The organism is Terrabacter sp. 05T424 (genome assembly GCF_056396225.1).
In genome coordinates, this window is the sequence record NZ_JBFTLB010000001.1 from 88,653 (window position 1) to 101,322 (window position 12,670).

Annotated in this window: 13 protein-coding genes; 12 read left to right on the forward strand and 1 reads right to left on the reverse strand. The window is 70.1% G+C overall.

Translation table 11 applies throughout. From position 1 onward, the window contains the following. From AC1DE0_RS00415 to AC1DE0_RS00470, 12 genes are all read left to right on the forward strand, one after another. Positions 1-783, forward strand: coding sequence for an ABC transporter permease (locus AC1DE0_RS00415; protein ID WP_478096021.1), 783 nt, complete (start codon positions 1-3; stop codon positions 781-783). Then, on the forward strand, positions 780-1,634 hold the full coding sequence (locus tag AC1DE0_RS00420; protein WP_478096022.1) for an ABC transporter ATP-binding protein: 855 nt from the start codon (positions 780-782) through the stop codon (positions 1,632-1,634). The genes AC1DE0_RS00415 and AC1DE0_RS00420 overlap by 4 nt, the downstream gene beginning before the upstream one ends. Then, entirely contained in the window at positions 1,631-1,948 is a 318-nt protein-coding gene (locus tag AC1DE0_RS00425; protein ID WP_478096023.1) for a heme-binding protein, read from the forward strand. Before AC1DE0_RS00420 ends, AC1DE0_RS00425 begins: the two co-directional genes overlap by 4 nt. A gap of 71 nt (positions 1,949-2,019) precedes the next feature. Continuing rightward, the gene (locus tag AC1DE0_RS00430; protein WP_478096024.1) at positions 2,020-3,204 is read left to right on the forward strand and encodes a flavin reductase; all 1,185 of its coding nucleotides are present in this window, start codon (positions 2,020-2,022) and stop codon (positions 3,202-3,204) included. A 106-nt stretch (positions 3,205-3,310) separates the two neighbouring features. Continuing rightward, positions 3,311-4,180, forward strand: coding sequence for a VOC family protein (locus tag AC1DE0_RS00435; protein WP_478096025.1), 870 nt, complete (start codon positions 3,311-3,313; stop codon positions 4,178-4,180). A 23-nt stretch (positions 4,181-4,203) separates the two neighbouring features. Next, complete coding sequence (locus AC1DE0_RS00440) at positions 4,204-5,370, forward strand: acyl-CoA dehydrogenase family protein (RefSeq protein ID WP_478096026.1); 1,167 nt, start codon at positions 4,204-4,206, stop codon at positions 5,368-5,370. Beyond that, positions 5,370-6,257, forward strand: coding sequence for an alpha/beta fold hydrolase (locus AC1DE0_RS00445; RefSeq protein ID WP_478096027.1), 888 nt, complete (start codon positions 5,370-5,372; stop codon positions 6,255-6,257). The genes AC1DE0_RS00440 and AC1DE0_RS00445 overlap by 1 nt, the downstream gene beginning before the upstream one ends. Positions 6,258-6,384: 127 nt before the next feature. After that, the gene (locus AC1DE0_RS00450; protein WP_478096028.1) at positions 6,385-7,188 is read left to right on the forward strand and encodes an IclR family transcriptional regulator; all 804 of its coding nucleotides are present in this window, start codon (positions 6,385-6,387) and stop codon (positions 7,186-7,188) included. 133 nt (positions 7,189-7,321) lie between these two features. Continuing rightward, a complete protein-coding gene (locus AC1DE0_RS00455; protein ID WP_478096029.1) occupies positions 7,322-8,059 on the forward strand; it encodes an IclR family transcriptional regulator in 738 nt (245 codons plus the stop codon). A gap of 93 nt (positions 8,060-8,152) precedes the next feature. After that, on the forward strand, positions 8,153-9,043 hold the full coding sequence (locus tag AC1DE0_RS00460; RefSeq protein WP_478096030.1) for a fumarylacetoacetate hydrolase family protein: 891 nt from the start codon (positions 8,153-8,155) through the stop codon (positions 9,041-9,043). Positions 9,044-9,053: 10 nt separating this feature from the next. Further along, positions 9,054-10,022 carry a cupin domain-containing protein gene (locus tag AC1DE0_RS00465; protein ID WP_478096031.1) on the forward strand — a complete coding sequence of 323 codons (969 nt, stop codon included), beginning with the start codon at positions 9,054-9,056 and terminating at the stop codon, positions 10,020-10,022. Between the two features lie 11 nt (positions 10,023-10,033). Further along, complete coding sequence (locus tag AC1DE0_RS00470; protein ID WP_478096032.1) at positions 10,034-11,221, forward strand: FAD-dependent monooxygenase; 1,188 nt, start codon at positions 10,034-10,036, stop codon at positions 11,219-11,221. Positions 11,222-11,257: 36 nt separating this feature from the next. Here AC1DE0_RS00470 and AC1DE0_RS00475 read toward each other — a convergent pair whose 3' ends face one another. Continuing rightward, a complete protein-coding gene (locus tag AC1DE0_RS00475; RefSeq protein ID WP_478096033.1) occupies positions 11,258-12,667 on the reverse strand; it encodes an MmgE/PrpD family protein in 1,410 nt (469 codons plus the stop codon). Positions 12,668-12,670: the final 3 nt, after the last annotated feature.

Below are 12,670 nucleotides of genomic sequence, written 5' to 3' on the forward strand. Positions count from 1 at the left end.
ATGAAGTCGCTGCGCTCGAAGGTCCTCTGGGAGATCTGGCTCCCCGTCCTGCTCCTCGTCATCTGGTGGTTCGCCAGCGCGAACAGCACGTCGTTCTACTTCCCGCCACTCGACACGATCCTCACCGAGTTCAAGGCGCTCTGGATCTTCCAGAACGTCCCGACGGAGATCGGGCCGAGCGTTGCCCGGCTCGGCGCCGGCTTCGCCATCGCCGTCGTCGGTGGTGTCGCCCTCGGTCTGCTGCTCGGCTCGGTCCGCGCGCTCGAGGAGGCGGTTCGCCCGATCATCGAGTTCCTCCGGGCCACCCCGGGCGTGGCCGTGCTGCCCATCATGATGCTGCTGCTCGGCATCGGGACCCCGATGAAGATCGCCATCATCGCGCTCGTCAGTGCGTGGCCGGTCCTGCTCAACACCATCGACGGCGTCCGCTCCGTGGAGCCGGTGCTCCGGGACGTGTCGAGGAGCTACCGGCTCTCGTCCTGGGACCGGATCCGCCACATCATCCTTCCCACGGCGATGCCCCAGGTCTTCGCCGGGGCGCGGACGGCGCTGGCGATCGGGGTGGTCGCGATGGTGATCTCGGAGATGGTCGGCACCCCGGGCGGCATCGGCTACTTCATCCTCAACTCGCAGCGCGAGTTCGACATCCCCGCGATGTGGACGGGCATCATCGCCCTCGGCATCGTCGGTTACCTGCTCAACAAGCTCTTCGGCCTCGTGGAGAACCGGGTCCTGAGCTGGCACAAGGGCATGATGGCCCACCACGAAGGAGGCGGCTCATGAACGAGACCGATGACCGGAGCGCAGCGCACAGCACTGTCCTGGAGGTGACCGGACTCGGTCACTCCTACGGGACGCACACGGTCCTGCAGGGACTCGACTTCAGTGTGGCCAAGGGGGAGTTCCTCTGCATCGTCGGGCCCTCCGGCGCGGGCAAGACGACCTTGCTCCAGTGCCTGACCGGCCTGCGCAAGCCGACGGAGGGCCGGGTCGTCTTCGAGGGCGAGGTGGTCCGCGACACCCCACGCGGCATGGCCGTGGTCTTCCAGGACTACAGCCGTTCCCTCATGCCCTGGCTGCGTGTCATCGACAACGTCGCCCTACCGCTTCGTTCGGCCGGCGTCCCGAAGGGCGAGCGGCTCGAGCAGGCACGCGCGGCGCTGGCCGAGGTCGGGCTCGCCGACTCCACCCACGCGTACCCGTGGCAGCTCTCGGGAGGCATGCAGCAGCGCGTCGCCATCGCACGCGCGCTCGCCTTCCGACCCCACGCCATCGTCATGGACGAGCCGTTCGCCTCGGTCGACGCCCAGACGCGTGCCGACCTGGAGGACCTCGTCATCCGGCTCAAGGAGCGCCTCGGCATCACGGTGGTACTCGTCACCCACGACATCGACGAGGCCGTCTATCTGGCCGACACCGTCCTGGTCCTGTCGGGCAAGCCGGCGAGCGTCGCAGCGCTCATCCCGGTCGAGCTGCCCGCCCCTCGGGATCAGCTGGCCACCAAGGCGCTTCCCGGTTTCGCCGAGCTGCGCAGCCGGGTCTACACCCTGATCCGCAAGCCCGCCTCTGCGGGTGCCGAGCAGCCGGACGACGAGCGCGACGTGGCGCCGGTCAGCGCGGGCACGGGAGGGTGACGGTCTCCCGCGACGACGTCCTGACTGCCGCCCGGACCGCGGCAGCCTTCGCTCGGCCATCGGAGAGCCTTCTCGAGCTGCGTGCGGCTCATCCGGACCTCTTCGTCCTGCTCGGCGAGGGACTGCCGTTCAGTCCCACGCCCCTACCCGGCGGCTTGCCCGTGCACCTGGGCGACCGTCTCGTCGGAGGACTCGGGGTCAGCGGCGCCACTCCGGACCAGGACGTCGAGCTCGCGACTGCCGCTTTGTCGGCTCTCGCACGCCCCGAGGGAGGGCCTCCGGCAAACGTCCCGCCCGACGGGACAGGAGCCTAGGTAGCGCTCGCCCGGACGGCGAGACTGAGTCGCGGCCGCCAGAAGGTGGTCCGACACACGAGGAGGCACCGATGACCCAGCTCGACACGACGGTGACTGTGGGTGACGAGGACATCGACCCAGCACTGTTCCGCGAGACCCTCGGGCACTACCCGACCGGCGTGGCCGTGGTCACGGGGATCGCCGAGGACGGCACACCGGCAGGCATGGTCGTCGGCTCGTTCACCTCGGTCTCGCTGGACCCGCCCCTCGTGGCATTCCTCCCGACACGAGAGTCGGGCAGCTTCGCCCGGCTGCGCACCGGAAAGACCTTCTGCGTCAACGTTCTTGCCTCTGACCAGGAGCAGACCTGTCGCCGGTTCGCCTCGCGTGCAGAGGACAAGTTCGAGGACATCGCGTGGACGCCGGCCCCCGGCGGGGCGCCCATCCTGGACGGAGCGGTCTCGTGGATCGAGTGCACCTACCAGGACGTCCTCGAGGGCGGGGACCACTACATCGTCGTCGGCCGTGTCCGCCACCTCTCGGTGGCCAGGCCCTCGTTGCCACTGCTCTTCTTCCAGGGGGGCTACGGGCGCTTCGCCCCTCCGTCGCTCGTCGCGCCGTCGCACCCCGACCTCATCCACGCGGTGCGGCTGGCAGAGCTGGCGCGGCACGACATCGAACAGCTGAGCGCGGCCCACGGCGTCGACTGCGCGGTGCTCGCCAAGGTGGGGGGTGACGTCGTGTTCGTCCTCACCTCGAACCAGTCGGAGGAGCGGACCACGCCCTCCGTCGGGCACCGGGTGCCACTCATCCCGCCGCTCGGGTCGGTGTTCCTGCGTGACGCCTCAGAGGCGGAGGTGCAGGAGTGGCTCGCCCGCGCGCCGGGACAAGGGGTCGCCACCGTCGAGACGTTCCGACGCAACCTCGACCGAGTCCGCGAGCGCGGCTTCTCGCTGTCGCTCATGCCGGACCCGTCGGTGGACCGCATCTCGTTGATGTCGGACTACTCCTCGACGGATCGACTGCCGAAGCACGAGCGGCTGATGAAGCAGATGATCGCCGACACGGCAGCCCTCTACGAGCCTGACCTCGACCCGGGCGAGACCTACCACCTGCACTCGATCGTCGTGCCGGTCCCGGGGCCGGACGACACGCCGCCCATCGCCATGCGGATGTCCGGGCTCCCGGCCGGCGCCACGACCGGTCAGGTGCAGGAGTGGGTCGAGGCGCTGTCCCGGGCTGCGGCCTCGGCGGCCGCGAGGCTGTGCCGGTGACTTCGACTGTCGTCGAAGACATTCCGCCATCTGGCACGGTCCGCTGGTCGGACCCGCGTCCAGGACGCAGCATGACGACCAGACAACGTCGAAGAAAGGACCAACGATGAATGCACGCGTCAAGGCCCTCGGGTATGCCGTGGTGTCGGCAACCGACCTCGAGGCCTGGGAGCGCTTCGGCGCCGAGCTGCTCGGCCTCCAGGTCGCCCAGCGCAGCGAGGACCGGCTCACCCTGCGGATGGACCAGTACGTCCACCGGGTCGACATCCGCCGCGCCGACAACGACGGCGTCATAGCCCTCGGGTGGGACGTGGGCAGCCAGTGCGCGCTCGAGGAGATCTCGCAACGACTCGGGGCGGCGGGCTACGAGGTGACCCAGCGTGACGCCCAGGCGGCGGCCGACCGAGGCGTCGACGGGCTGGCCAGCTTCCGCGACCCCGACGACAACTACGACGTCGAGCTGTTCTGGGGGCTTCGCAACGCCACCGAGACATTCGTGTCCCCGATCGGTGCGTCCTTCGTGGCACGCGAGCTCGGGCTCGGACACGCCTTCCAGGTCGTACGTGACGAGGAGACCTACCGTCGGCTGTACTTCGACCTGCTCGGCTTCCGCCTCAGCGACCACATCGACATGCCGGGGGGTGTCACCGGCGTCTTCACGCACTGCAACCCGAGGCACCACTCGTTCGCGTTCGCGGCGGCGCCCAGCCGGCCCATTGGTGTCGGCCACCTCATGTTCGAGATCGACGACCTCGACGTCCTCGGCCGCAACTACGACAAGGTCCTCGCCGGAGCGGCCCCGATCCTGTCGACCTTCGGGAAGCACACGAACGACAAGATGATCTCCTTCTACGTCCGGTCACCCTCCGGCTTCGGGATCGAGTACGGCATCGACGGCATCCTCATCGATGACGAGACCTGGCTTCCCACGCGCTACGACGTGGCCCACTACTGGGGACACCACCGCACCCCGTGACCGGATCAACGAGAGGAGCGGCCATGGCCGTCCTGGACCACATCGAACAGATCGCAGACCTGCTCGAGACCAACGCAGCAGCAGCAGAGCAGCTCGGGCGGCTCACCGACGAGACGGCCTCGGCCCTGCGGGCGTCGGGCGTGATGCGCATGCTCCAGCCCAAGGACTTCGGGGGCCTGGAGTCGCACCCCGTGGACTTCTTCCGTGCTGTCCTCGAGATCGGGTCGCACGACCCCAGTGCGGGGTGGGTTGCCGGGGTCGTGGGCGTCCACCCCCACGAGCTGGCCCACGGTGACCGTCGGGTGCAGCAGGAGGTCTGGGGCGACGACCCGGACACCTGGGTCGCCTCGCCCTACGCGCCCATGGGTCGGGCCAGGCCGGTGGAGGGCGGCTACGTCTTCAACGGACGCTGGAACTTCTCGTCCGGGACCGACCACTGCCAGTGGGTCATGATCGGTGGCCTCGTGACCGACCAGGACGGCAACGTCGCCGAGCCGGACGCCGTCCACTTCCTCCTCCCACGGTCGGACTACCAGATCGTCGAGGACTCCTGGGACGTCATGGGACTGCGGGGCACCGGCAGCAAGGACCTCGTGGTGCGGGATGCCTTCGTCCCTGACTACCGCACGATCGAGACGAAGGGCGTGACCGACGGAACGGGGGGCAAGGATCCCAGCCGCGAGTCGGTGCCGCTGTTCCGGATGCCCCGCAACGTCATGTTCTCGGGAGCCATCACGACGGCAACCCTGGCGATGGCCAAGGGCGCCCTGGCCGCGTACGTCGCGATGACCCGTTCGCGGCAGGGGCGTGGCGGCCGGGCAGCCCTCGACCCGTTCCAGCTCTCGGCGATGGGTGCGGCGGCCGCAGACATCGACGCGAGCGTGCGTCACGTGCTGTGGGACGTCGAACGCGTCTTCGAGATGGTCTCGCGCGGAGAGGTCGTGCCGCTCGAGCTGCGCGCAGAGGTGCGTCGCAACCAGGTCCAGGCGAGCCAGCGTGCGGCTGCGGCTGCGGACAGCGTCTTCCGGCTCAGCGGGGGAGGGTCACTGCACCAGAGCGGCGCCCTCCAGCGTCGGTGGCGTGACACCCAGGCCGCGCTGCACCACGTCCAGAACGGGGCCGGGCCCATCTTCCAGGCCTACGGTCTCAACCTCTTCGGCCACCCGATCCCCGCCCACGTGAAGATCTGATGTCCAAGAGTCTGCCGAACGCGACAGCGACCGTGCCGATCACCGCGGAGTCGACGAGCCGCTTCGTCGACGCCGGAGGTGTCCGGGTGCACTACCACGAGGCCGGGTCGGGTCCCGTGCTGCTCTGCGTCCACGGCGGCGCCCCAGGGGCGTACGGCTGGGGCAACTTCGGGGCCAACGTGCCCGGCCTCGCCGAGCACTTCAGGGTCCTCGTCGTCGACCTGCCGGGGTACGGCCGTTCCGACAAGCCCGAGATCAGTGCGGGCCGCTACGCCTTCTACGCGAAGGTCTTCGCCGACATGCTGGCCGCCCTCGAGATCGACTCGGCCCACATTCTCGGCATGGCCACCGGTGGCGCCGCGGCCATGATGCTGGCCATCGAGCACCCGCAGGTCGTCGACGACCTCGTCCTCGTCAGCTCGGCCGGGGGGCTCCCGTTGTTCACGCCGATGCCGTCCGAGGGCCAGAAGGTCATCCAGTCCTACTACGGCGGTGACGGCCCCTCACGGACCAAGATGCGGTCGTACCTCGAGATGATGATGTTCGACACGTCGTCGATCACTGACGACCTGGTCGAGGAGCGCTACCGGGCGAGCATCGAGCCGGAGTTCATGACGAGCGCTCCAGAGGGGCGGGGCACGCAGAACCGCCCGGTCACCGAAGAGGTGTGGCGCGACGTCGACCGCATCCGGGCACGCACGCTCGTCGTCTGGGGCCGAGACAACCGCGTCCAGGGCTACGACAACGCATTGTTCCTGCTGAGCCGGATCCCGGACGTCCAGGTGCACCTGTACGGCCGCACCGGCCTGTGGGTTCCGTTCGAGCGCACGGACGAGTTCAACGCCTTGCTCGTGGGCTTCCTCCGCGCCCAGCGCGACACCCGCTGACCGGCCATCCCCGGGTTCGCGCGGGGTTCCGTGGCACTCGACAGTCGTGGTCAGGAATGCTCCCCAGCCGTTGACACGAGACGCCGCGCGTCCTACCGTTCAGCATATTGGAATCATGTTCCGAATAATGGGAGTGACGATGGAGTCCGGCAACCTGCTCGAAGGCGACCACAAGCGCTCTGTCCTGGGCCGAGCCTTTGACATCCTCGACTGCTTCGGCGCCGAGACCCCAGAGCAGACCATCGCCGGGGTGTGCACCCGGACCGGTCTCCCGCCGGCGACGGTCCACCGGATGCTGGCGCACCTCGTCGAGTGGGGAGCCGTCGAGCGCGCGTCCCGCGGGCGCTACCGGCTCGGTCGCCGCCTCTGGCGGCTCGGCTGGGGAGTGCCCGAGGTGCGCCGTCTTCGAGACGTGGCACGGCCCTTCCTCGTCGACCTCTACTCGGCCACCGGGGCGCCCGTCGCGCTGTGGTCGCGTGATCGCGACCACGCCATCCTCAGCGACCTCATCTGCGGCCACCAGGCCTCGGGCTCCTGGCAGCCCGAGCGACGAGTCCCGTTGGCGCAGGGTGCGGGCGGCGTCGCGATGCTCGCGCACCTTCCACTCGATGAGCTGGCCGGCGAGCCTGGTCGGCAGCTGGACGACAGCGGGGACTTCGTGTTGCGCCAGCGCCTGGGCGACGTCCGCCGTCACGGGTATGCCGTGAGTCGATCCAGCGTGCCTGGGGACGGCATGCTCATCGCTGCCCCGATCTTCGACGAGGACGGTCAGGTCCGTGCCGCCGTGTCGGTCAGGCTGTCCCAGGAACCTCTGAACGCAGCAGCGCTGGCCCGTGTGGTCGTCGAGGCCGCCCTGCTGACCTCCCGTGGCCTCGGGCACCGCGGCCTGGGTCGTCGTGTCGGCCTGCCCCCGGTGCGTCGCTACGCCTGACGCGTCAAGTCCCCTGCGGGCGCCGCTGCCGCATACCCTTGACCGCCGGCACGGGACGGCGCCGCGGCTCCGTCCTCACAGCGGGCGGCAGGGGCCTGCGGTCGGCGGCACCTCGAGAGAAGGAGCATCATCGATGTCCGTGCTGGTCAAGACGACCCAGGCGATCGACAGTCTCGCTCGGGCCGGTCGCCCGATGCGTCTTGCCGAGGTGGCCGAGGACCTCGGACTGCCCAAGTCGTCGGTCCACCGACTCCTGACGGAGCTGACGGAGCTGCGGATCGCCCGTCGTACCCCCGAGGGCTTGTTCGCCCTGGGCCCGCGACTCCTCTCCTGGGGCGCCAGCGCAGCCGACTCCTTCGTGATCCGCGGGGTCGCCGAGCCGTGGATGCACCGGCTGAGGGACTCCACGGGCGAGAGCGTGCACCTCTACATCCGGCACGGCTCCCATCGCGTCTGCCTCGCCTCTGTCGAGGGTCGGGCGGCCCTGCGGCCCGTCGTGCCCACGGGTGGACTGCAGCCGCTCGGGATCGGGTCCTCCGGCAAGCTGCTCCTGGCCTTCGCGCCGAGGACGGTGCTCGAGGAGGTCCGTGCCGCCGCCAGGAAGAGCAAGAGCTCGATCTCTGACGACGAGGAGCTGGCCAGGATCCGCGATACACACTGGTCGGTCTCCATCGACGAGCGCGAGAAGGGACTGAGCGGCGCCGCGACCTCCATCCGTGGCGGTGACGGCGAGGTGGTTGCCGCGCTCAGCATCTCGGGATCCTCCACCCGCCTGACGCTGCAGCGGTACTCCGAGGTCAAGGACGACGTGTTCACCATCGCGAACGAGATCGGGGCAGCGGTCGGCGGCCGTGCGGAGCGACCCGTCTGACGGGGTGTTCCGGTAGGTGCGAGGACGTCTGACGGGGGAACAGCCGCGCTCGCAGGATGGGCAGGAACCATCTGCCTAGTCCGAAGGAGCGCCATGAGGATCGCCCGTTTCGACGATGACCGCATCGGTGTGGTCGTCGGGGAAGGCATCGTCGACGTGACGGACGCGCTGGAGCTCAGCGCGGGGGAGTGGCCGCCAGTCGCGATGAACCGGCTGATCCGCGACTTCCCGGCCGTCCGCCCGGTGCTGGCCCGGGCGGCTGCCCGGGGACCCGCCCGCCCACTGTCCGAGGTCACCCTGCGGACCCCGGTGCCTTGGCCCAACAAGGTGATCGCATTCCCGGTCAACTACCACGACCACGGCCGCGAGATGCAGGCGCAGTACCGCGCCGACGTGCAGGGGTTCTTCCTCAAGCCGCCGTCGTCGCTCTCCGGAGCCGGCGAGCCCGTCGTCCTGCCCGCCGTGACCCGCCGCGAGGTCCATCACGAGTCCGAGCTGGCCGTCATCATCGGCGCGGGAGGCCGGGACATCCCGCGGGCCGACTGGCAGGCGCACGTCTTCGGCTACGCCTGCCTGCTCGACATGGTGGTGCGCGGGCGAGAGGAACGGGTCTTCCGCAAGGCGTACGACAGCTTCTGCCCCGTCGGCCCGTGGATCACGACGGCGGACGAGGTGGGCGACCCCACGCAGCTCGGGATGCGGCTCTGGGTGGGGGACGAGCTCCGGCAGAACGCGAACACCCGTGACCTCGTCCTCGACATCCCCGGGATGGTCGAGATGGCCTCGGCGGTCATGACCCTGCACCCAGGGGACATCATCGCGACCGGCACCCCCGCCGGGGTCGGACCCGTCACCGACGGCGACACCATCCGGATCAGCATCGAGCGCGTCGGCGAGATGAGCGTCGACGTGGTCCAGGGCACCAACGGGCGCACCGAGGTGTTCGCCCGCCCCTACGACCCACCCATCGTCAAGCAGCACTGAGGAGCCCGACATGACCTCGACCCCTTCCACGTCCGTGGAGGACATCGACAACCTCGACGACCTGTATGCCGTGTTCGACGACCTGAGCGTCGAGGGCGGCTGGCACCGTCGCGCTCCGGCGCTCTGGCCGGAGCCACGACGGAACTTCCTGCCGCACCTCTGGCGGTATGCCGAGGTCAAGGCCGTCCTCGAGGTGGCCGGCCGCCTCGTCGACCACCAGATGGCCGACCGCCGCAACCTGACCCTGACGAACCCCGTCGAGGGCAACCTCTACGCCACCGTGCGGACCCTCGTGGCGGCATACCAGCTGATCAAGCCCGGCGAGGTCGCGCTCGCGCACCACCACACCCCCGCGGCCCTCCGGATCATCCTCGACGGCTGCGGCACCTACACCGTCGTCGACGGCGACCGGGTCGAGATGCGCCCGGGTGACGTGCTCCTCACGCCCAGCTGGGCCTGGCACGAGCACTCCGCCAGCGGCCCCGACGACTGCTACTGGGTCGACATCCTCGACGTGCCGCTCGTCCACCTCCTCGAGCCGATGTTCTTCGAGAAGCATCCCGACGGCGTCCAGGCACAGCCCCGCGATGTCGAGACGTCGCCCATCGCGTTCCGCTGGGAGGACTCGCTCGCACGTCTCGCAGAAGAGACGGAGGCGCCCTGGCACGGCATGGCCGACCGTGAGATCGAGCTGGGGGGCCCGGCGATGCCGACGGTCGCACTGCACGTGCAGGAGCTCGGTGCCGGCTTCACCTCTGCCCGGCAGCGCACGACGGCGAACTCGATCTTCACCGTCGTCGAGGGGGCCGGTCACACGGTCGTCGACGGCGAGACACTCGCGTGGGAGCGCGGCGACATCGTGGCTGTTCCCGCATGGAGGCCCTACCAGCACCTGGTGTCCCAGTCCGCCCGGCTCGTGCGATCGAGCGACGAGCCGGTCCTGGCCGCACTCGGGTTGCTGCGCACCGAGAAACTCTGAAGGAGAAGCAGATGCACGTTGTCCTGGCCGGCGGTGGAGTCGGTGGAATGACGGCCGCACTGGCGCTCTTGCAGCGCGGGGTGCAGGTCACGGTCCTGGAGCAGGCGCGGGAGCTGACCGAGGTCGGCGCGGGGATCCAGATCAGCCCCAACGGCAACCGGGCGCTGGATCACCTGGGCGTCTTCGAGGCCTTGCGGGCGCGCTCGTGCGACCCGGAGCGCAAGGAGTTCCGGCTGTGGAACTCCGGACGTCCGTGGCCGATGTTCGACCTCGGCCCGATGGCGGTGGAGCGCTACGGCTATCCGTACCTCACGGTGTACCGCCCGGACCTGCTCAAGGCGCTCGAGGACGGTGTGCGAGATGCCGGGGAGCAGGTCATCCGGCTCGGTTCCCGGGTCGTGGGTGTCGAGCAGGACGCGTCGAGCGCGAGCGTCGTTCTCGCAGACGGGAGCCGGGTGACCGGTGACGTCGTCATCGGGGCCGACGGAGTGCGCTCGGTCGTGCGCAACACCGTCTGGGGCCCGACCGACCCGCAGTTCTCGGGCATGGTGGCCTGGCGCGGTCTCATCCCGATGGGCGACCTCCCGAGGCACCTGCAGGCACCCGTCGGATCGACGTGGATCGGGCCGGGCGGCCACGCCGTCACGTATGCCTTGCACGGCGGTTCGCTGATGAACTTCGTCGCCACGATCGAGGGCAAGACGTGGACCGCGGCCGGGGGCAACGAGCCGGGCACGGTCGACGAGTGCCTCGCCGACTTCGAGGGTTGGCACGAGGACATCCAGACCCTCATCACGACCTCGCCCCGTCTGCTCAAGTGGGCGCTCGTCAGCCGTGATCCCATTCCCTCCTGGACGTCGGGACGGATCAGCCTGCTCGGAGACGCCGCCCACGCGACGCTGCCCTTCCTCGCCCAGGGGGCCGTCCACTCCATCGAGGACGGTGTCGTGCTCGCCCGCGCTCTCGACGCCTTCGGCGACGACCCAGTGGTCGCCCTCAAGCGCTACGAGGAGGCACGAATCGGCCGCACGAGCCGGATGGTCCGCGGCGCGACGGCCAACACCGACCGGTTCCACAGCCGCGAGCTCGCGACCGATGAGAGTGCGCAGGCCTACCTCGAGCGGGAGTGGAGCGACGAGCCGATCGCCGACCGCTACGACTGGCTCTACTCCTACGACGCGGTGACGGCCTCGATCTGAGGACCCGACGCGCCGTGCGCCGGCCTGCAGCACCGCTCACAGGGTGAGCAGGCCGGCCACGGAGGGGCGGTCGAGCACGCGCGCGATGCGCTCCGCGAGGACGTCGGCCCCGGCCCCGAGCCGACGGGCGTTGAGGTCGTACTTCACCTGGACCTCGGCATCGCTGAGCGGACGCTCGGCCGTGCCGCGATTGGTCAGCACCTCTTCGCGCAGGATCCGCCCGTCGACGGTGCGGACCTCGACGACGGACGGGAAGTGCCGCGGGTAGATCGCCTCACACCGCGGGTCCGAGCCGTGCTCCACCCGAGCGGCCACGGCGAGGTTGAGCGGATCGCGCACCGCCGCGTCGGTGAAGTCGTCGAGATACACCCCCAACCCGCCGCCACCTCGCAGTGCGAGCGCGAACGTGAACGGACCGCTGAACTGCGCGTGATAGCCCGACTCGGGGCGGATCTTCGCCTCGCGCGGCTGGGCGATCGTGCGCAGCGTCGCCCCCGCCACCCCGATGCGGACCGACTCGACCTGCTCGGGACGCAGCCCCCGTTCGCGGAGCCCGACAGCGGCGTCGATCCCGGTGTGGGTGAAGACGTTCGTCGGATACGGCTTGACGAAGCACGAGGCCGTCTCCCACTCGGTGCCGAGCCCTTCGAGCAGGGAGCCCTCGTCGTAGACGTCGCCACAGTAGGCGCGGAAGAACCCGAACCGCCCCTCGAGGACCGTCGGGGGGCCGGTGAGCCCGGCCTCCGCCGCCTGGGCGGCGGCCACGCCGCTGTGTGCGGCCCAGCCACAGTGCATCCGCTTGACCGAGCCTCCGGCGCGGTTGGCCTCGAGCAGCCCGGCCCCCATGCTGCAGGCGATCGCCATCGCGTGGGCGAGGCGTTCGGTGTCCAGCCCCATGGCCACGCCGGCAGCAGCAGCGGCACCGACCGCCCCGCAGATCGACGTGGCGTGCAGGCCACGGTCGAAGAAGACGGAGTTGTTGATCGCGGGATCGTAGCCGGCGTTGCCGAGGCGGATCGTGATCTCGTTCCCGGCTGCGATGGCGGCCAGGAGAACCCGACCCGTGGCTCCGGCCTCCTCGGCCGCGGCCAGAGCTGCCGGCACGACGGAGGCGCTCGGGTGCAGGATCGAGGGCACGTGGGTGTCGTCGAAGTCCAGGGCGTGTGCCAGCGTCCCGTTGACGAGGGCGGCCGACGGCGCAGGGACGTCGAGGTCCAGGCCGATCGCCGCCGCCGTCGGCTGCCCGCCCCAGCGGCGAGCGAGCGTCCGGGCCACCTGCGCCGGGGTGGTGTCCGATGCCGCGACGGAGATCCCGACGACGTCGAGCAGCCGCTGACGGGCATCGTCGAGCGCCCCCTCCGGCGGTCGAGCCGCCACGGCAGCGGCGAACTCTGCGAGCCGGGCAACCGCGGTGCCCTCCATGGGTGTGGTGCCAGCGGCGGCCATGTG